The following is a 17,881-nucleotide window of genomic DNA, read 5'->3' on the forward strand; positions in this document are numbered from 1 at the left end:
TCGTCACCTCCTCACAGCCGCGACGGTTTCCGGCAAAGCGCCGATGTACTGATCCCTGAGGTGCTGCCCTTGGTCGCCCGCGACGGCAGCCGCTCCGCCGGCCACGACGCCGAGGTAGAAGTCGAGCACCGTCACGCTCGACTTCGTCAGGCCTCCGTTCGCCTGCGGCGTGTACGACCTGGCGGAACCGATCGTGACCCGGTTGCCGTCAGCGTCGTCGGAGCTGCGCACCAGGTACCCGGTGTTGTTCGTCAGCGTCTCCGCCGTCGCCAGGTATGCCGCCAGCGTGCCGGAGTCACCTCGTTGCAGGAAGGCCTCTATGATCCGGCTGCCGCGCCGGAGCGTCAGGTCTAGGTACACGCGGCCCACCGGGCTGCGCGCCGCGGCGAGTCGCACGACGCACTGCTCCAGGTCGTTCCTCAGCACGCTCGCTGAGTCCCATGAGCCGACCTGGATTCCGCCGACATCGATCCACCAGACCTTCGGCCGCCACGCGGCAGCGGTAAAGCTGGCCACCTCGAGGCTGCCGCCGGAGGTGAGTGGACGTACCCGGACGAGCCCGTTCGACATCTCCCAGTCGTCGGTCACGAGGGGGTGCGCGGTGCCTACCCGCTCGGTACCGAGCGACAGTACCCGAACGCGACCGCGCAGGAAGTCCTCCACGCGGCAGCCCCACCGCGGGTTCACTCCGACGGGGATTCCGCGGTACACCGTGATGTCCCCGTCCGTGCTCGTGCGGGTCAGCAGCCCGGGCGCGGCGGGGCCCGTGTAGTAGGCGTAGGCGCCGATGGCTGGCGCGCTCCACCTCTCACCGACCAGGCTGAAATCGTTCTGCCGGACGGCGCCGCTCAGCCTGCTCTCGAGGTCGACGTCGGTGTCTCTGCCATGCCGCTGAAGACTGATCTTCCAGGCGATCTCGGTGATGCCCTGCCGCTTCCGGTCCTTCACTTCGCCTGAGGCCGACGAGATGGTGTAGTAGCCGTTCCGCTCCTGCTTCTCTTCCCACACCGCCTGCACCAGCGCGCCCTGGCCGCCGAGCACACCGTCGAAGCGGTCCCAGGTCTCCTCCCGGGTGAGCATCGGACATACCTCGAGCCCGTTGATATGCAACGACCAGCCCTGATAAGCCGACTCGGTGAAGCTCATCGTCTCCCGGAGAGTCAGCCTGCCGAGCTGGAGGTCAGCCATTCGCGTACACCTCCCGCTCGAGCTCGCGGATCGCCTCGCGCAGCTGCTCCACCGTCCGCCGATACGAGACCGGGTTCGACGGGTCGAGGACGCCCTGCAGGTTGATGTTCTCCACGGTGATCACGCGTGGTGCCGCTGCGCCAGTCGACGCGGCGGGTGTGCCGAATGTCCCTGGGAAGGCGGGGGGCGGCGACGCTGGCGCGGTGAACGCGCCCACGGTGGCGTCCGCCATGCGCTGGGCAGCAGCCTGGAGCATCGGGCGTCCGGCGTCCATGCCGACGACGACGCCTTCGGGGATTCCCTTGCCGATAGCGGCGAATACTCGGCTAGGCGAATTGATTCCGAGAATGCGTTTCGCCCATTCGGCGAGTCCCCCAAAGAGTGACTGAAAGTTGTTGACGAGCCAATTCCATAGGGAGACGGCTCCGTTCCAAAATCCGATCACCAGATTTCGGCCCGCGTTGTAGAGGAGACTGCCCATATTGCCGAGCGCGCTGACGATCCGTCCTGGCAAATCGCGGACGAGGGTGAGAACGTTGTTGATGCCTTGGCTGACCGCGGTGCGGATGTTGTTCCAGGCGGAGGCGACGGCGGTTCGGACGTTGCCCCATGCCTCATTCCAGCGTTGGAGTATCTGGCCGAGGACGTTGGAGATGGTTTGCCGTACCGATTCGATCCCGCCCGTAACAGCGTTCTTGATATCGGCCCACTTTGTGCTGGCGAAGGTCTTCAGGTCGTTCCAGATCTTGTTCCACTTCTCGGAGATCTGACCGAGCACGTCGGCGATCTTGCCGCGGATCTCGTCGATCTTCATCGCGATGTAGTTCTTGATCAGATTCCATCGGGTCTGGACCCACGTGAGGACCTGGCCCAGCCACGTGGCGATCATGTCTGGGAGCCGGCCGAACCACGAGACGATGTCCGCGATCCATTTCACGCCGTCCCGGAACCAGCGCGTCATGCCGTTGATCAAGTCGGGGATGATCGAATTCCCCACCAAGATGTCGTACATGCGCTGGAAAATCGCGATGATCCGCTCGATGTACGGGGCGACGTCGGCGACCAGCTGGGCCAGGACGATCCCCATTCGGGCGATCTCGATCGATATCTTCGACAGCTCGGGCAGCATCGGCAGCAGCGCGGGAAGGAGGTCCCGGACAAACTTGATCGCCAAGTCGGCCAGCAGCGGAATCAGTGGCTGTATATCCCTCGCGAGCTGGGCGAACGCGGGGATGAGCGAATTGATCATCACGGGAATCAGGTCAATCAGCGGCGGCAGCAGCTGCGTGATCAGCGCCGCGCCGATGTCGCCGAACGCCTTATAGATCGGCTCCATGAACGGGATCATGGTGGCCAGCGCGTCCGAGATTGCCACCAGGGCGGGCTCAAGCGCGGACGCGAGAGCAGCGATGATCGGGGCGAGCGCGACGCCCAGGTTCGTCAAGGCGCCGCCCAGTACCTGCAGCAGGATGCCCGCGATCTGCGTCAGATGCGGGATCAGTGGCGCCGCAGCGATCACCAGATCCGACAACGCCTTACCCAGCGCCAGCAGCCCGGCCTGCACCGGCGGCGATGCGAACGCCTTCGCCAGGTTCTCCGCGATGGCGACCAGGCCGGGTCCCAGGGCGGCCAGGGCGGGACCGAGCGCCCGCAGGGCGGCAGCCAGAGCAGGGGCCAGCGCCAACGCGATCTCCGCCAGCTCGGGGACGATCAACGCCAGGGCTTCTCCAAGCGCAGCGAAGATGTCGCCGATCGCCGCGCCGAGCGGCTCCAGGGGTCCGATGGCCGTGACCATGCGGCCGAAGGATTCGACCATCTTGACCAGGCCGGGGCCTAGGGCCGCGATCCCCTTGCCGAGCACGGTGATCGCGTCCGCCAGCACGGGACCCAACGCGGTCGCGACCTTGGCCGCCTCGGGAGCGATCTTGGCCACTGCCTTCCCCAACGCGGACAGCACCGGGACCAGCGCGCGGCCGACCTCGTCCAGTGCCCGGAAGACCGTGACGAGCACGTCCTGGCCCTCGGTGCTGTTGACCCACTGGGCGAACTTGTCGACGATCTGGCCGAGCACGCCGAGCGCGCCCGTGCCGGCGTCCCTGGCCGCTTTGAAGACTCCGGACACGATGTCGCCGACGTCCTTCGCGACCGCGCCCAGCTGCTTGAGGACGGCGAGCGCGCCGTCCATCCACTGCCACGCCTGGCCAGACGCCGCGATCTGGCTCATCCACTGGCCGAACTTGGTCAAGTTCTCAGTGAGGCCGCCCGACAGACTGGCGAGCCAGGAGGAGCCGACCGTCCCGAGGTCCACGAACCCGCGCAGCAGCGGCTGCAGTGAGGTACGCAGGGCGAAGACCAAGCTCCCCGTGTTGTCGAGGACCGAGTTGAACTGGAGGACGCTCTGCTCGGCCGTCGCGAAGACCAAGGCCTCGCGCACCAGCGCACCAAACTCGGTGGCGAGTCCCGCGATGTGGGGCTTGAGCCCTTCGAGCGACTTGGCGAAGTTCTCAAGCGAGCCGCTGAGCTGGGAGAAGAATCCCTCTTGAGCCGCCGCCTGGAAGTTCTTCAGCGCGGGGAGGGCGCCCTCCTGGAATTCGGTGACGAAGTTCCTCGCGCTGCCGGTGAGCTTGTTCAGCGCCTCCTCAAGCATCTTGCCGTCGCCCGCCCACAGGGCGTGCATCGCCTGGCCGACGCCGTACGTGGCCAACTTCCACGTGGTGAACGCCGCCGCCCCGGTGAGCACAACCCCCGGCAACGCGGCCAGGAGCCCGGCCAGCGGCGCCAGCTCGGCGGCCAACGTGACCAAGTACCCCGCCGACGACGCCGCCGCGGCGCCGAGCGTGGCCACCCCCGCAGCCACGCTGCCCGCCACGGTGGCCGTCGACCCCAGTCCCGCAGTTAGCCGACCGAGCGATGGCAGTATCCCCTCGAGCGCCTGACGGCCGAGCTCCCCGATCCGGCGCAGCACATCGCCGAGGCCGCCCGCGGCAGCACTACCTCGCTGGAATCCGCGACTGAACCCCCGGCCGGTCTCCTCGCCGGTAGCCTCAGCCTCGCTGACGAACCGGCCGCGCTCGTCGTGCCATCGCCCCCGGGCGTCCTGCGTAAATCGCCGGCCGAACGCCTGCCCGGCAGCGGCGCCGGCATCGTCGCCGATCTTCTGCGCGACGGGGACAAAGGTGTTGCCGTCGTTGCCGAGGCGGACGGCGCCCTCTTCGGCCATCCGGCGGCCGAAGGACTGGCCCGCCGTTTCGCCACCGTCGTCGCCGATGTCGGCGGCCGCCGACGCGAACCGGCCGCGCGAGTCCCGCAGTCGGGCCGCGGCGCGTTCGGCCATGCGGTCGCCGAGCCGTTCCCCGGCTGCCGCCCCGGCGTCGTCGCCGACTCCGCGCAGGCCATCGCGGATGTCGTCCTTGAAGGAGGACGTGTCGGCGCGGACGCGGACGAACGCCTCGGCGAGCGGGGTAGCCATCGCACCCCCCGCCGGGCTTCTCTGGTGGTGGGCTATCCGGCGGCGGCTATGAGCGCTTCGATCATCTGCCTGCGCTCTTCACGGTCCTGCTTGGGCGCGGTCCCGTACGCGTCGGCGAACGCGGCGTGGGGATCCGCGCTGACGTCCTCGGCACCCGCAACGGCAAGCAGGGCCTGGGTCTGCAGGAGGTTGGTGTACCAGTCGATCCAGCACGCATGGATCACGTCGAGGTGGTCGGCCAGGGGCAGGTCGGTCAGCCGTAGGAGACGGCTGCCGGCGTAGGCACCGTCTCCGTCTCCTGCTGCTGCACCTGCTCGATCGGGACTTCCTCGACGGTGCCCCTGGAGAGCGAAACGACCTTCGCAGTAGCCGGCGCGGTCGCTGGCCCAGCGGACGAGTCCGAGGGCCTCTGTGTAGGGCGCTCGGCGCCGTCCGTGATCAGGTCGCCGAGGATCTGGACCAGGATCTGGCCGTCCGTGCGGTTCTTGCGGCAGTGCGCCCGGAACCGCTGGTAGGTCTGGTCGCCGAGTAGCCCGGAGTAGACGTCGGCCAGGATGGCCATGCCCTCAGGGCTTTCGGCGTCGACGCCGCGCTGGGCAAGCCGGGCGTACTCCGACAAGTCGAGGATGCTGACGGCGGATTCGCAGACCCAGGTGACGCCGTCGAGGTCGAACTCCAGCGACGGCAGGGCGGCGCTGGACTGCTGGTCGCTGCGGGAGGTATAGGAGCGCTTCACCATGGGTTAGGCCCTCCGCGGTGCTTCGAGGATGGCCTTGAAGGGCGTGAGCGCCTCGGGCTTGGTCATCAAAAATTCACAGTTGATCAAGGCCTTGTCGGCTCCCTTGCGGCGGGGGATGCCGATCTGGCCCTGCGACAGGCACTGCCGGTACACCCACCTCTCGCTGTGATCTTCGCTTTCGAACCCGATCATGACGTTCGTCTCCTGGCCGAGCTCCGGCGGCTCGAAGGTCACGATGCCCGTTCCGGCGGTGATCGTGCCGCCGTTCATCGCGACCTTCAAGTTGCTGGCCGTGATCTGTGCGAGCGCGAAGTTGACGCCCATGTTTCTGCCGGTCAGCGCGATAGCGACCGGGTCGAGCTCTTCGGCGACGACGACCGGCTCCGACTCGAGCTCGTAGGTGAACTCGCTGCCCTCGTTGGTGTAGCCGAGCTCAGTCCACGCGGCGCTGACACTCGCCCACGGCGTGGTCAGGTTGGTCGGCTCGGTCGTCCCGAGCGGCGCGAGGTACAGGTATCCGGGGCCGAGACTGATTGCCTGCGGCTTGCCACGGGCCATGGGTCACCCTTCCTTCTCTGTGCTGGCGGTGGGGGCCTGGCCCTCGTCGGTCGCAGGCTGAACGGTGGGAACAGGAGCAGGTGCGGCGGCTTCTGCCTCATCGGGCCGGCGGACTTTGTGCGCCCAGCCGAACCTCTCGACGTGCTCGGGCGGCACACGGTCGCCGATGGCGTGTGCGCGGGCGGCGCCGATGTACAGCGACTGAGTGGCGATGTAGTACGGCGGCGCGGCCGGCGCCTCCAGCTGCGCGGTGGTCGTCTCGGGTCTGATCGCGCGGGCCATCACACCGCCCTGAAGACGCCGACGGTGACGCTGGCCGCGTCAGGGGTGTACGTGATGCTCGCCTGACCGTCCGCACCGGCGTACAGGCTGGACGGGAGCGGGATCTTCCACCGCTCGCCAGCCGGGATGGGGATGCTGCGGTCCTGGATGGTCAAGCCCCTGACGGTGCCCGGTGTCGCGATGACCAGGGTGCGGGTGGCCGCGTTGGCGTTGTTGACCTCAAGGAACACGTTGTCGCCGGTCGGCGCGGTGTCGCCGCCGCCGGCCGCGGCCACGAGGGTGGATGCCGACCCGTCCGGGATCAGCACCTGCAGGGGTAGAGCCGCCATGTCACTCTCCAGGGATGAGGTAGAAGGTCGCGTCGACCTGATACGCGTACTGCTCGCCGTTGCCGGCTCTGTTGTCGATCAGCTGGGGGCCGACGACGTCATCGGCCACGAGGCAGGTGGCGCCGCCCATTGCGGTCGGAATGCCGGTGAGGGCAGCGATGGCGTTTGCGTACGCAGTGGCCGCCAGCTCGGCCGCCTCGTCGTCGGGGCCGTACACCACGCCGGCGATACGAGCCTGGTCCGCGGGCTCCTCGGCGTTGAGCGCGTCAGCGCCGTCGAGCCGGTACAGCAGCACGTAGCAGCCGGTCGCCGGTGACCGAGTCGGGATAGTGCGGAAGGCACCGCCACTGAGCGGCCTGCCTTTGCCAGCCAGGGTCGGATGGCCGTTGACCCACTTCAAGACAGCGGTCACGGCTGCAACGCGCGGCATCGGGTCAGGCCCCGCGCAGCTGGTAGAGAGCGCGCCGAAGGTAGGCGTACGGACGCGTGCCCGGGTGATTGACCACCCGCGCCCACTTCGGGCCGGTCTTGTCCGTCCAGTGCAGCCAGCCACCCGGGCGCTTCGGCTCGATGCGGTGAGGGCGCGTGCCGACTTCCATGAACAGCCCGTACGGGGCGTTGTCGCGAGCGGTACGGGCGGGTGAGGAGATGTCGGCGTAGACGCCGATCAGATCGCGGCCGCGGTCCCATCGGATCTTCGACCGCATGTAGCCGGGCGGCCGGCCCGCCTCGATGTCCCCGGCGGGGCTGACGTTGGCGTAGCGCTTGGATGTGCGGGTGACCTGCCGGGCCAGCTTCGCGATCTGCAGACCGACCGGCCCTTCGTATGACTTGAGCACCCGCCAGAGTTCGGGCTCGTTCCAGACGATCAGCACAGCGGCCTCCTCAGAGCGGGTAGTCGCCGTACCAGACCGGATCGGGCATCGACCAGACAGGCAACAGGCTGCCCTCGGGGCCTGAGCCCTGGTCATTGATGGCGTCGATCAGCCGCTGCAGGGCGTCCTTGGCACGCTGGTCGAGCTGGTCGGCGACGCTGACGTCCGCATCGCGGTTCGGGTATGCCAACTCGATCGAGGCGGCGGTGCGTAGCGCGGCTGCTGCTGATGCGAGCTCTTGCAGGAAGGCCGGGGTGGCAGGGATGCTGCCGCCGGCCGCGCCGAGCACTTCTACCACGGCGGCGGCGATGTGCCGGCGCGCCGCTTCGTCGGTCGGCGTGGTCTGCGCGGTGAACGTGTTGAGGTACTCCGTCGAGCCGGGCGGCTCGATCGGCCGGGTGCGGGTGGGGACATGGTCGGCCACCTGCTCCAACGTGGGCGTCCAGGGTTCGGCCACGATCCCCTCCTATGTTGTGGTGGTGGCCTGGCCGGCGGCGAAGGGGAGCGCACGCCGGCCAGGGCCACGCCTGGATGGGTCAGGCCGCCTTGAAGACGGTGACCCCCCACGTGGCCGCCGCAGGGTCGACCGCGGCAGCCGTGATGTTCGCCAGGCGCACCGTCACCGTGTTCGCGGCAGAGACACGCCCAGCCCACACCAGCCCGGCCTCCACCGCGGCCGGCGGAGCCAGCGCCACCGTGTCCCCCACCGCAGCCCCCGTGACCGCGATCGTGAGCTCGAGCTGGCCTGCGGCAGCGATCGAACCGAAGTTGAGGCTCGCGGATGCGAAGAGCGGCTTCCCCGAGGCCGCCGCAGCGCCGAGTACCTGAACCTTCGCCCCAGCGGCGGCCGAGGTGAGCGCGACCCCGGTCTGCATGCCGAGCGCACCACCGGCCAGGGGCAGCACGGTGTCGGCAGTCGCGCCCACCTTCACTGCCTGGCCGGCCGTAACCCCGCCCGCGCCGGCGACGAGCTCGTGCACGACCCCGGCCAGCGGGTGCACGGTGACCCGGCCCCCGTTGGCCGCATCATGTGCGGCGACGCCCACCGCCTTGACGCTGTCGGCCGCGGCTGGCGCGAGGGATCCGCTGCCCGACACCTCGACCTGCTGCCCTCCGACGATGGACGCCGAAGCGGTGCTCGTGAAGGGCAGTTGGTTGACCGTCTGGAGCGGCGTGTAGTCGGCCACCGGTCAGCCCTCGCGCAGGGCTGCGATGAGCTCGTCGCGTGACATGGCGGCGGCCTCCTCGCGTGACAGGCCGCGCGCGACGGCGTAGTCCACCCACGCCTTCTGACTGGAGCCAGGCCCGGTCGGAGGCGGCGGAGCGGGCAAGCCGGGACCGTCCGCCTCCTCGCCTTCCCCGGTCGACTCCGGCGGCGTGGCCGGAGTCTGCGGGGCGGGCGGTTCAGCCGATGCCACCTTCTCGATCATCTTCTTGCGCAGGTGGTGGGCCAGCCACTCCGCAGGCACGTCATCGGGGACCAGCGCCCCCTCGCCGAGCCCGACCATGCGCACGCCGTCCTGCGTCACTGTACGAGCGATGACGTAAGGGGCGATCACCCTGTAGCGATCCACCGGCACCTCCTAGACGCCGGTGTTGATGAGCTCGACGGCCGCGCCAGGCTCCTGAACGACCGGCACCGTCAGGCGGCGGCCCTGCAGGTCCCACTTGTCGGCGCTGTCGACGCGGATGGACTTGACCTGGACGGCCAGATCCGACATGGCGTAGCCAGGGGCGTTGGCCTGCTCGTCCGCCATGCCGCCCAGCTGCGTGCTGTCCAGCACCGTCGGTGTGGTGATGGCCGGGGAGACGACGATCCGCAGCCCGGCGATGACCTCGACCTCTCCCGTGTACACCGGAGAGTCCATGGTCTCCCGGCGCAGCGCATTCGTGATCTTCTCGTCAGACATGACGATCGCGTACGCGGTGTCGTTCAAGGCGAGGGTGTCGGGCATGTAGCCGAGGTTGAGTCCGACCACGACGGCCTTGGCCTCGAGGATGTCGCGCAGGATGGTCGGCGTCGCGCCAGTCCAGGCGACGCCCGCGCTCGCGGTGACGTCGAACGTCTGCGTCACCGCACTGCCGATCGCGCTCATCGTCACGCTGTCGACCTGCTTGATGATCGAGTTGACCACCTTGCGCAAGTTCCGGTCGACGGCCGCGCCGCCGTACACGTTCCGCGTGATCTCCTCGTCCGTGATCGGGACCTTCTGGCCCCACTTGCTCACGGCGGCGATTCCGGCGGTGCCGGTCGGCAGATTCGCCGACGGGTATTCCGAGCCGGCGCCGACCGCGGTGACCGCCCTGTCGGTGACGAACGGCTCGCTCATCTCGTACAGGACCGCGCCGCCGGACGTGCGGAACCTTTGGGTCAGCAGCCTGTCCGACACGAACCGCAGGTCGCGGAACGTCCTGAGCCGCCGCTGCAGGGCGGTGGGCGAGTTTAGGAACCGGCTGATCGTCTCCAGATCGCCCGCGAGGGTGGGCGGCGGAGGCGGGTAGCTTCCAGGCATCTGCCTGTCTCCTTACATGCGAAAGCCCCCATCAGTGGTGGGGGCTCCTTCGAGGGATGTGCCTGGGGGCCTACCGGCCCAGGACCTGGACCTTGGCGGCCGCGGCCGCCGTCGTGAGTGCGATACCGACGCGCTGGTCGAACGTGCCGGCGCCGAGCGGCAGCACCGCACCTGAGGTGACGCCGACCTTGACGGCCGCGCCGGCGGTGATACCGCCCGTGCCGGCCACCATCTCGTGGACGACGCCGGCCAGCGGGTGCACCGTCACCACGGCGCCGGTCCCGGCGTCGTGCGCGGCCACGCCGACCACGCTGGCGGAGTCGGCCGCGGCCGGGCCGACGGTTCCGGAACCGGAGACAGCGACGAACTGGCCGCCCGTGATCGCGGCCGAGGTGGTCGCGGTGAAGGGCAGCAGCCCTCGCGTGAAGATCGGGGTGTAGTCGGCCATGACTTAGACCGCCTTCGAATCGGGCGGGAACAGGCTGGCGTACTCCATGTCCACGCCGAGGTCGTCGTCGCCGGGCAGCCCCAGGTCGGAGACCGGGATGCTGCCCGGGGTGAGACCGGCGAGCAGCTGGGCGGTGCCCTCCGGGTCCGCCTCGGCGACGCGCAGCCAGTGCTCACGCCGCGAGGGCGCGAACTTGCCGGCGCGGATCGCGTCGTCGACCATCCGCTCCCTGTCGTTGCGCTGCTGGCTGGCGCGGATGTCCTCCAGCTTGCGGATGCGGGTCTGCATGTCGTCCCACACCTGCCGGTCCACCGTGACGGTGCCCGGCGCGTTCTTCGCGGTCTTCCCCGGCGAGCCCTCACCGCTTGCGGCGAGCTTCTCGACCCCGGCCAGGACGGCGTCCGGGTCGAGGTCGGCGTCGGCGGGGAGGCCGAGCGCGGCCCGCAGCTTGGCGGCCTGCTCGTCACTGAGCTGCATGTCAGCGTCCTCCTTGGTTGGCCCGCCCACCGGGGTTTCGGTGACGGGAGTCTGTGTGTCCTCCGGGCTGCTATCGGTCAGCCCGGGATGGGGATCGGGATTGGTGGGCGCGTCGTCCAGCACGGACATGTCAGGCGGGACGGACTCGGCGCGGCTGGCGAACACCGCGGCGGCCACCTTGGCCGGCTTGTCGACGTACTCCACCGACACGGCCACGGCCTCGCCGAACGACGGCTCATCGCCGTCCAGCTCCACCGGCACCCGGTAGTAGCCGCCGGTGGAGTCATCCATGACGATGAGCTGCAGCGGGTCCAGCTGGATCTCGCAGATCCACCGCGTGTATCCCGCGTGCTCGTAGTAGCGGCGCCGCACATCCTCGCTGGAGACGCCGGCCGCCAGGTCGGGGCCGGGCCGCTCTGGCTCGGGCGGGGGCATAGGCCCTCCTTTGATCGTGATGGTGACCGGCTCGCCGCCGCCGTCCGCAGAGGCGGCGACGTCGTACAGCGCGGCGATGTCCTGCAGGCTGTCGAGCGTGCCGATGCCCGGCGCGGTCACGCCGAGCAGGGCGACGGCTGTGATGACCATCTGGTGCGAGTGGCCGATCTGACAGCGGAACTCGCGTGTCGCCTCGATGCTGCGGTCGGGGTACGCACTGGCCAGGACCTCCGCCAGCCACGCGGGCATCCCCCGGTAGTCGCCGACGACCGTGTTGCCGTCGTCGGCCAGCCGCATCCCGGTGATGAACCCGACCGCGGGCTCACCGTCGAACCGCGGATCCACGTGCCCGAGCTTCAGCGCGGGGTTGCGGACGGCCGGGCAGTCGAGAGCGCCGATCGCCGCGGCGAGGTCCTCGCGGGTGATGGTGGCTTCGCCGCTCGACAGCCGCCATGTGCCGGCCTGCGCCAGCTCGACGCCGGGGATGGAGGCGAGTGCGGCCGCGCGGGGCACGTCGATGTCGGCCACGGCCTACCTCCGATCCCAGATGGCGATGACCTGGCCCCGGCAGCGGACCCCGCCGAGGCACTTGATATAGGCGCCGTTGCCGTACGCCTTCTCGGCCGCCTCGAGGTCCTCGAACCTCGCACCGTCGAGGTCACGGCAGGGCTTGCAGGTGTTGCGGTCGAGCACCTCGCTGGCCAGGTAGCGGGCGGGCGGCGCCTCGTGGAGTACGGCGAACCGGCCCGAGGTCTGCGCGTTGCTCAGCGCGCCGCCCACCTGGTCCCGTACGGCACGCAGCGACAGCGCGGCCAGGATCGCCACCACCTCCGCGGCGACCGCCGCTCCGGCGGCGCCCGGTACGGCGAGCCGGAGAGCAGCTGCCGCCGCGGCGCCGGCCAGCCCTGCGGCGAGGAGCGCGGCCACGGTGGCGGCCACCGCGCTCAGCTGGTCCTCCTCGACCGGGGGCTCCTCGACGGGCACGCCCTGGGCGGCGGCCTCGGCCATCATCTGCTCGGCAGACACCTCCGCGAGCTCGAGCATGGCCACGGCCAGGAGCTCGGCCGCGTCGGCGCTGTCGATGGTCAGGCCGGTGAGCGCCTGCAGATCGCCGTCGTCGACCGCTGCCTCGATCTGTGTGGCCAGCTGTTCGCGCCAGTCCTCAGCGATCGAGGGCCAGGCTTCGAGCACGGTGTCGAGCGCGTCCTGCCACGCCTGCTGGAGCGCCTGCGGGTCCATGCCGGAGGCGGCCTCGTCGCCGGTGAGCGTGCGTCCGCCGTTCGCCGGGGTGGCGGCGCGCAGCGCTCGCGGCCCACGGCGGCTGGCGGCCAGCGCCTGGTCCCCCCGCTCCGGAGCGGGATCCGGGCGCGGCGTCGGCGCGGGCTGTGATCTTTCCGGGAGTCGCCACGCCTCGCGCACGTAGGCCTCGAGCGCGGGGTCCGGTGCGATGGCGCCGGATTTCAGGAGCATGTCGAGCGCCTCGGCCGTGACCTCCTGGCGGGAGCCGACATCCTGCACGACGATTCTGGGTGCAGGTTCGTCGGGGCCCCAGTTGAGGTCGACAAGGTCGGTGACGATGCCGGGCATCCCGGTCTGGCCGGTGGTGGCGGTGTCGGCCAGCTCGTCGGCCACCGATTGCAGAGACAGGAGGAAGAGGTCGAGGAACGAGTCGCCGAGCGCGCGGGAGCCGTTGCTGGTGTCCCCGAGATCCATGAGTCCGGCGAGCGCTGACCTGCTCATTTGCTGGTCGAGGTAGTGGATGAACCCGAGCGCGTCCGGGACGCTGCCGGTCAGGCCGGTGAGGTTGAGCTTGTATCCGTGCGGGATGCCCACGCCGGACTGGTCGCCCACGCGGAGCGCTGATGCGAGCCGTTGCGCTTCGGCGACCTGCGCCGCGGTTGCGCCGGGCGGTGCCTCCATGCTGGGGACGCCCATGCCGAACCGCCTGATGCTGGTGGCGTGGACCCTCCATGTCTCATGCTTGAGCAGCCACGCGCCGTAGCTCGCGCGCAGGACGGATCGGCCGGTCCAGTTGGCCGCCTCGCGATCGTGGACGTACCAGACGAGCCTGTTCGCGGGGATCGGGCGCGTGGCGGCGAGATTCTGCGTGATGCTGGCGACGCTCTCGTCAGCGGCGAGCTGGATGCTACCGATGGTGTGTGGCATCCGCTCGCCGAGATTCACGAGCCGGGCCTGCTTGCCAACGATCGCATAGCGGCGCTCGAACGGGACGAAGCCATAGACCAGTGACAGGAGAGCGACCCGGAGGTGATCGGTCCAGCGGACGCCGCGCCGCCTCGCTGGGCCAGGCTCAGCGTCCATCCCGAGGATCGGCAGGCCGAGGTCGTCAGCCACCATGGCCACGACCTCGTCACGGCAGCCGGCCGGATGGACCGCCCACGTGGCCCGCCTGATCGGCAAGCTGTAGGCGGCGAGGACGGCGGTGAGCTGCGGGTCGTGCCTCATCACGCTGTAGGTGCGCGCGCTGAGCGGCCAGGTGAGGTCGGGGATCTGCTCGAGCAGGTCGCCGTACCACTGGCCATAGTTCGAGTCGAGGTGGCCGATGTCGCGGGTGGGGGCGCTAGCCATCGGCGGGGCCCTTCTCGAACTCGTCGGCGGCGCTGCGCAGGAGGTCCGCGATTCGGCGGCGGAACGCGGCATGGTCGACGTGGAACTCGACCTGCCACAGCCCGACGGCGTCTCGTCCTGCTGGGGTCGAGACGATCGGCAGGTCTACGGTTCCGATCTCGGCGGTGGTGCTGCCGATCTGAAGGGTGACGGACACACTGGGCTTGACCATGGCGATCACCCCGCTCAACACTCGAAGGGAAGGGGACAGGGACGCTCAGACGCGCGGCGGCCAGGACCAGTGGGACTCGCCCTCGCCCTCCGTGCGCGACGTAGCCCAGTACGAGCAGTTGCCGTCGAGCAGCACCTGCAGGTTGGCCGTTGTGGTGGACGGGTCGAAGACCCGGACGACAACCGCCGGGTACACGTCGCCCGCCTTCACCGAGTTGCGCTGCACGCCCTGTCCCGCGTATGCGGGCAGGTTCTGGTCAATCAGCGCGACGTCGCCCTCGCTGAGCGTGTAGTGGACGATGCGGCCGATGGTGGGTTTCATCAGGAGGTCCTCCGAGGTCAGTAGTTGATGCTCATCGGGTCGAACCCGCTTGTGCCGCCGGTCGCCGCGGCGTACGCCTGCCCGATTGGGCCGTCGTCGTGCTGCGCGGCGCGGCGCGCGTCCACCTGTGCGGCGGTCTCCATCGGCAGCCAGTGCGCCGAGACGACCCGGGCCGCGTACGAGAGGGTGTCCACCTGGTCGTCATGAGCCGCGCTGGGGAAGCTGGCCAGCTCGTCGCACCACTCGTCCAGCCAGTCCACATGCGACGGAAACCACACCCGTCCTTGCCGGACACGGTTGGTAGCCGGGATCGCCCGCGTCACCTTGTCCGTCTCCGCCGCCAGCGGCTGCACCGGGATCCCCGCCGCGGTCGCGTCGACCGCCAGAGTGGTGGTGATGAACGACTGCTCAATGAACACTGTGTCCGCATGCCAACGCTGCTGCAGCGGCCGCACATGGTCCCAGTGCTCCGCCTCCTCCAGCCGGCCACGGTTGCGGCCGAGGAGGATGAGGTCGCCGTCCGGGGAGATGGCCCACGCGGAGGCAACAGTCCAGTCCGCGCTGGTCCTCTTGCTGGCGGCGAGGTCGACGGTGATGAATCGCCAGCAGTCGTCCAGCATGACCGCGCGGCCGCCGAGGTCCACACGCTGGCCGCCAATGACCCCATGTCGAGAGCGGTCTGCGGGCATCTGCTGCCAGTAGCGGAAGTCGGCCCGCTTGAATAGGTTGCCCTCGGCGGCGGTTGGCGTCTGCTGGTAGATGCTGTTCCACACGTACGCCGAGCGCTTGGCCTGCAGCTCGCGGAAGTAGCCAGGCTTGCGGCGCTGCACCGATGTCAGTTCCTCGCCCGGGCGGCGGCCGAGCGGATCCCCGGGGCCAGCGATCGCCGGGATCCGGACGGTCCGCCAGTCGCCCGGCTCGCGCACCTCGAGTCGCCCGGCTAGGTCGTCCTCGTGCCAGCGGGTCATCATCAGCACAACGCGCGCCCTCGATGAAAGGCGGGTGGAGCCGTTGGACTCCCACCAGTCCCAGGCCGCGTCGCGATACGTCGCCGACTCCGCTTCGGCGCGACCACGTACAGGGTCGTCGATGATGAGCACGTCAACCGGCTCACCGGTGATACCGCCCGCGATGCCGACGCAGATCAGGCCGCCGCCTTGCTCGGTCTCCCACCGGCCGGCGGCGCGGGAGTCCTGGCGGAGAGTGATGTCCAGTTCGGGGTGGGACAGGAGGTCTCTCCTGATCGCGCGGCCCCAGCGTTCGGCCTTGTTGTCGGCGTACGAGACGATCGCGATCCGCAATGTTGGGTCGTGCGAGAGCAGCCAGGCCGGTGTGCGGCGGCTAATCTTCTGGCTCTTGCCTTCCTGCGGCGGGCAGAACACCATCAACCGGTCGTGCTGGCCACCGTCGAACAGCGCCACCAGCTCGGCGTCGATGAGGTCGAGCATCGCCGTCTGCCGGTGCGTACGGTCGAGCGCTATGGCCATCGCGCCGGGCGTCGCCCACTTGCGTGTCTTGACCTGGAAATGGCGTGCGGCCAGGACGAACGGGTCCAGCGTCGCGGTCATGGCGTGCCGACCGTCACTACCCCCGACCGGCGCACAGGCCGCTCCGTCGGCGTCGTCACCCTCGTCCACACCACGTACTCCCCCGGCGCCAGCACCATGCTGGTGCCGGCCCCGATGATGAGCGTGGCGTCCGTGCCGTCCCACACCGCTGCCCGATAGTCGCTATCGGCGGGCTCGCCGGCGTCCTCGAGGATGATGGCGATCTCTACGGGGAACACCGCGGCGTCCGCGTCGTGGGAGACGCGCAGCATCTCCTTGGAGCTCGCGGGCATGTAGGCCACTACTCTCCCCCCAGGCCAGGCGGCCCGACGGGCCAGCTCGTGCGCGCTGTTCCGACAGGCCACTGCAGTGTTGGGCGGCCGATTGGCCAGCCCAGGCCGGGCGGCCCGACAACGATGCGAGGGCTCTCCGGCGGGGTCGCGTCGGACGTGCCAGTGGTATTCGCCGCGAGGGTCGGCAGACTGGCGGCCAGCACGCCCAGCGGTTCGAGGTTGACCTGCCCGGCGAGGGCCGTACCGAGCGAAGGCAGGAAGGCGGCGATGCCCCCGGCCGACTGGACGGTCCCGGCCACGCCGGCGGCCAGCGGCGGCAGCGGAACGGCGAATGCCCCCGGAACAGCGACAGCCCCACCGGCCGAGGCTTGAAGAGACGGCAGGCCCGTCACGACCGCGCCTGCCGCAGTGACGGTCCCAGCAGCCGCGGCCTGGAGCGACGGCAGCCCGGCGGCGACCAGCCCGGCGGCGGTGGCCGTTCCAGTCGCGGCAGCGTTGAAGGCGGGCAGCGTCGCGCCTGCTGTGCCCACCACGATGACGCTGCCCGAGGTCGCGGCAGTGATCGAGGGGAGCGAGGCATTGAGCGCACCGGCGTTGGAGTCGGTGAGCGTGCTGGTGCTGCTGCCTGGCGTGCCGTCCCAGGTCGCGCCGGAGCTGTCCCCGTCGAAGTACGGCTGTAGCGTGCTGGTCTGCTCGATCAGGCATTGCGTGTAGTGCGCCGGGTTGGACGCGTAGTTCTCGCCTGTGACCACGAACCGCGCGGACACAGTGCCGCTGACGGCAACATCCGACCGGCTGATCCGTGTCACAACCCCGTCGCTGGCGGTGAACGCGCTGCTGGAGAAGCCGAGGCTGCCTCCACCACCGTCCAGGAACTCAATGTAGACGGTGCCGTTGATCGGGAAATTCACAGGCCGCACGTACACCGACACCGTGTACGCCAAGCCGGGCGTTGCCACCCCTGGCGGTCCGAACGCGACCGACCCGTCGCTGTAGAGCGCTGCCCACTGCCTCGAGAACCCCAGACCAGTGACGTCTGTCCGAACTGGCGCAGCTCCGTTGCTGGTCCACCCGGTCACCTCGTTCGCGACCGCGGGGTTGGGGCACAGGTTGTGGCGCGTAGCCATGCCTCACCCGTCCCCTCCGCTCAGCTCAGCTCACGGAACCGCCTCATCACGGCTCGCTCCCCGGCATGGTGATGGTGCCGGAGGTGATCTGCACGGTCGCGCCAATCGAGATCGTGGTGGTGTTGAGGATCAGCTCTGCGGGCGCGGACGTGCCGGCTGCTCCGTCTTGCACGGTCGCCCCATCGCGGTCCACGATCCGGAACCAGCCGGCGGTCCCCGCAGCAAGGCCCGAGGCGGATAGCGGAGTGCCGAGCAGCGTCGCCACGCCGTTCGATGCGGCTGTGAACGAGGGGTTCGCGAGGTTCACTTCTGCCAGCAGCGTGCCGCTGGGTGCGGTGTCGGCGGTGGCGGGCTGGGTGCCGCTGTAGATGCGCAGCCTCGCCGTGGGGTTCGTGGTGCCGAGGTCTGCGCGGTCGACGACGGCGTCGCACGCGGCCGAGCGGACTGCGTTGGGGATGCGGGTGACCATCCGGGCCTCCT

22 protein-coding genes are annotated in these 17,881 nt (G+C 69.7%); all 22 read right to left on the bottom strand.

What is annotated here, in order from left to right:
• Positions 1-3: 3 nt before the first annotated feature.
• The 22 genes from ACTWQA_RS21625 to ACTWQA_RS21730 all read right to left on the bottom strand — a co-directional run bounded on the left by ACTWQA_RS21625 (position 4) and on the right by ACTWQA_RS21730 (position 17,870).
• Positions 4-1,188, bottom strand: coding sequence for a hypothetical protein (locus tag ACTWQA_RS21625; RefSeq protein WP_443160959.1), 1,185 nt, complete (start codon positions 1,186-1,188; stop codon positions 4-6).
• Positions 1,181-4,657, bottom strand: a complete 3,477-nt coding sequence (locus ACTWQA_RS21630; protein WP_443160960.1) for a phage tail protein — start codon at positions 4,655-4,657, stop codon at positions 1,181-1,183. The genes ACTWQA_RS21625 and ACTWQA_RS21630 overlap by 8 nt, the downstream gene beginning before the upstream one ends.
• A gap of 32 nt (positions 4,658-4,689) precedes the next feature.
• Positions 4,690-4,881 carry a hypothetical protein gene (locus tag ACTWQA_RS21635; protein WP_443160961.1) on the bottom strand — a complete coding sequence of 64 codons (192 nt, stop codon included), beginning with the start codon at positions 4,879-4,881 and terminating at the stop codon, positions 4,690-4,692.
• 29 nt (positions 4,882-4,910) lie between these two features.
• Entirely contained in the window at positions 4,911-5,396 is a 486-nt protein-coding gene (locus ACTWQA_RS21640; RefSeq protein ID WP_443160962.1) for a hypothetical protein, read from the bottom strand.
• A gap of 3 nt (positions 5,397-5,399) precedes the next feature.
• Positions 5,400-5,954: a phage tail tube protein gene (locus ACTWQA_RS21645; protein ID WP_443160963.1), complete on the bottom strand. Its 555-nt coding sequence runs from the start codon at positions 5,952-5,954 to the stop codon at positions 5,400-5,402.
• A gap of 3 nt (positions 5,955-5,957) precedes the next feature.
• Positions 5,958-6,236 carry a hypothetical protein gene (locus ACTWQA_RS21650; RefSeq protein ID WP_443160964.1) on the bottom strand — a complete coding sequence of 93 codons (279 nt, stop codon included), beginning with the start codon at positions 6,234-6,236 and terminating at the stop codon, positions 5,958-5,960.
• The gene (locus ACTWQA_RS21655) at positions 6,236-6,565 is read right to left on the bottom strand and encodes a hypothetical protein (protein ID WP_443160965.1); all 330 of its coding nucleotides are present in this window, start codon (positions 6,563-6,565) and stop codon (positions 6,236-6,238) included. The genes ACTWQA_RS21650 and ACTWQA_RS21655 overlap by 1 nt, the downstream gene beginning before the upstream one ends.
• A 1-nt stretch (position 6,566) precedes the next feature.
• Positions 6,567-6,977, bottom strand: a complete 411-nt coding sequence (locus tag ACTWQA_RS21660) for a hypothetical protein (RefSeq protein WP_443160966.1) — start codon at positions 6,975-6,977, stop codon at positions 6,567-6,569.
• A gap of 22 nt (positions 6,978-6,999) precedes the next feature.
• The gene (locus tag ACTWQA_RS21665) at positions 7,000-7,440 is read right to left on the bottom strand and encodes a hypothetical protein (protein ID WP_443160967.1); all 441 of its coding nucleotides are present in this window, start codon (positions 7,438-7,440) and stop codon (positions 7,000-7,002) included.
• A gap of 10 nt (positions 7,441-7,450) precedes the next feature.
• Positions 7,451-7,897, bottom strand: coding sequence for a hypothetical protein (locus ACTWQA_RS21670; protein ID WP_443160968.1), 447 nt, complete (start codon positions 7,895-7,897; stop codon positions 7,451-7,453).
• Between the two features lie 79 nt (positions 7,898-7,976).
• Positions 7,977-8,627 carry a hypothetical protein gene (locus ACTWQA_RS21675; protein WP_443160969.1) on the bottom strand — a complete coding sequence of 217 codons (651 nt, stop codon included), beginning with the start codon at positions 8,625-8,627 and terminating at the stop codon, positions 7,977-7,979.
• Positions 8,628-8,630: 3 nt separating this feature from the next.
• Entirely contained in the window at positions 8,631-9,014 is a 384-nt protein-coding gene (locus tag ACTWQA_RS21680; protein WP_443160970.1) for a hypothetical protein, read from the bottom strand.
• Between the two features lie 9 nt (positions 9,015-9,023).
• Positions 9,024-9,953 carry a phage major capsid protein gene (locus tag ACTWQA_RS21685; protein WP_443160971.1) on the bottom strand — a complete coding sequence of 310 codons (930 nt, stop codon included), beginning with the start codon at positions 9,951-9,953 and terminating at the stop codon, positions 9,024-9,026.
• A gap of 70 nt (positions 9,954-10,023) precedes the next feature.
• The gene (locus ACTWQA_RS21690; protein ID WP_443160972.1) at positions 10,024-10,401 is read right to left on the bottom strand and encodes a capsid cement protein; all 378 of its coding nucleotides are present in this window, start codon (positions 10,399-10,401) and stop codon (positions 10,024-10,026) included.
• 3 nt (positions 10,402-10,404) lie between these two features.
• Positions 10,405-11,841 (bottom strand): hypothetical protein, encoded by a 1,437-nt coding sequence (locus tag ACTWQA_RS21695; RefSeq protein WP_443160973.1) that lies wholly within the window; start codon positions 11,839-11,841, stop codon positions 10,405-10,407.
• Between the two features lie 3 nt (positions 11,842-11,844).
• Positions 11,845-13,902: a phage portal protein family protein gene (locus ACTWQA_RS21700; protein ID WP_443160974.1), complete on the bottom strand. Its 2,058-nt coding sequence runs from the start codon at positions 13,900-13,902 to the stop codon at positions 11,845-11,847.
• Positions 13,895-14,113, bottom strand: a complete 219-nt coding sequence (locus ACTWQA_RS21705; protein WP_443160975.1) for a hypothetical protein — start codon at positions 14,111-14,113, stop codon at positions 13,895-13,897. Before ACTWQA_RS21705 ends, ACTWQA_RS21700 begins: the two co-directional genes overlap by 8 nt.
• Positions 14,114-14,158: 45 nt before the next feature.
• Positions 14,159-14,434: a hypothetical protein gene (locus tag ACTWQA_RS21710; protein ID WP_443160976.1), complete on the bottom strand. Its 276-nt coding sequence runs from the start codon at positions 14,432-14,434 to the stop codon at positions 14,159-14,161.
• A 17-nt stretch (positions 14,435-14,451) separates the two neighbouring features.
• Positions 14,452-16,002: a phage terminase large subunit gene (terL, locus tag ACTWQA_RS21715; RefSeq protein WP_443160977.1), complete on the bottom strand. Its 1,551-nt coding sequence runs from the start codon at positions 16,000-16,002 to the stop codon at positions 14,452-14,454.
• Positions 15,999-16,283, bottom strand: a complete 285-nt coding sequence (locus ACTWQA_RS21720; protein WP_443160978.1) for a hypothetical protein — start codon at positions 16,281-16,283, stop codon at positions 15,999-16,001. The genes terL and ACTWQA_RS21720 overlap by 4 nt, the downstream gene beginning before the upstream one ends.
• The gene (locus tag ACTWQA_RS21725) at positions 16,283-17,185 is read right to left on the bottom strand and encodes a hypothetical protein (RefSeq protein WP_443160979.1); all 903 of its coding nucleotides are present in this window, start codon (positions 17,183-17,185) and stop codon (positions 16,283-16,285) included. The genes ACTWQA_RS21720 and ACTWQA_RS21725 overlap by 1 nt, the downstream gene beginning before the upstream one ends.
• Before the next feature lie 262 nt (positions 17,186-17,447).
• Positions 17,448-17,870 (bottom strand): hypothetical protein, encoded by a 423-nt coding sequence (locus tag ACTWQA_RS21730; RefSeq protein ID WP_443160980.1) that lies wholly within the window; start codon positions 17,868-17,870, stop codon positions 17,448-17,450.
• Positions 17,871-17,881 lie beyond the last annotated feature (11 nt).

The organism is Nonomuraea sp. 10N515B (genome assembly GCF_052245915.1).
In the GTDB taxonomy this organism is placed as follows: Bacteria; Actinomycetota; Actinomycetes; order Streptosporangiales; family Streptosporangiaceae; genus Nonomuraea.

Excerpts from the sequence above, each read along its gene's own strand:
- ACTWQA_RS21625 (WP_443160959.1), bottom strand. The coding sequence starts at position 1,188 with ATGGCTGACCTCCAGCTCGGCAGGCTGACTCTCCGGGAGACGATGAGC.
- ACTWQA_RS21630 (WP_443160960.1), bottom strand. The coding sequence starts at position 4,657 with ATGGCTACCCCGCTCGCCGAGGCGTTCGTCCGCGTCCGCGCCGACACG.
- ACTWQA_RS21640 (WP_443160962.1), bottom strand. The coding sequence starts at position 5,396 with ATGGTGAAGCGCTCCTATACCTCCCGCAGCGACCAGCAGTCCAGCGCC.
- ACTWQA_RS21645 (WP_443160963.1), bottom strand. The coding sequence starts at position 5,954 with ATGGCCCGTGGCAAGCCGCAGGCAATCAGTCTCGGCCCCGGATACCTG.
- ACTWQA_RS21650 (WP_443160964.1), bottom strand. The coding sequence starts at position 6,236 with ATGGCCCGCGCGATCAGACCCGAGACGACCACCGCGCAGCTGGAGGCG.
- ACTWQA_RS21655 (WP_443160965.1), bottom strand. The coding sequence starts at position 6,565 with ATGGCGGCTCTACCCCTGCAGGTGCTGATCCCGGACGGGTCGGCATCC.
- ACTWQA_RS21685 (WP_443160971.1), bottom strand. The coding sequence starts at position 9,953 with ATGCCTGGAAGCTACCCGCCTCCGCCGCCCACCCTCGCGGGCGATCTG.
- ACTWQA_RS21690 (WP_443160972.1), bottom strand. The coding sequence starts at position 10,401 with ATGGCCGACTACACCCCGATCTTCACGCGAGGGCTGCTGCCCTTCACC.
- ACTWQA_RS21700 (WP_443160974.1), bottom strand. The coding sequence starts at position 13,902 with ATGGCTAGCGCCCCCACCCGCGACATCGGCCACCTCGACTCGAACTAT.
- ACTWQA_RS21705 (WP_443160975.1), bottom strand. The coding sequence starts at position 14,113 with ATGGTCAAGCCCAGTGTGTCCGTCACCCTTCAGATCGGCAGCACCACC.
- ACTWQA_RS21710 (WP_443160976.1), bottom strand. The coding sequence starts at position 14,434 with ATGAAACCCACCATCGGCCGCATCGTCCACTACACGCTCAGCGAGGGC.
- terL (WP_443160977.1), bottom strand. The coding sequence starts at position 16,002 with ATGACCGCGACGCTGGACCCGTTCGTCCTGGCCGCACGCCATTTCCAG.
- ACTWQA_RS21730 (WP_443160980.1), bottom strand. The coding sequence starts at position 17,870 with ATGGTCACCCGCATCCCCAACGCAGTCCGCTCGGCCGCGTGCGACGCC.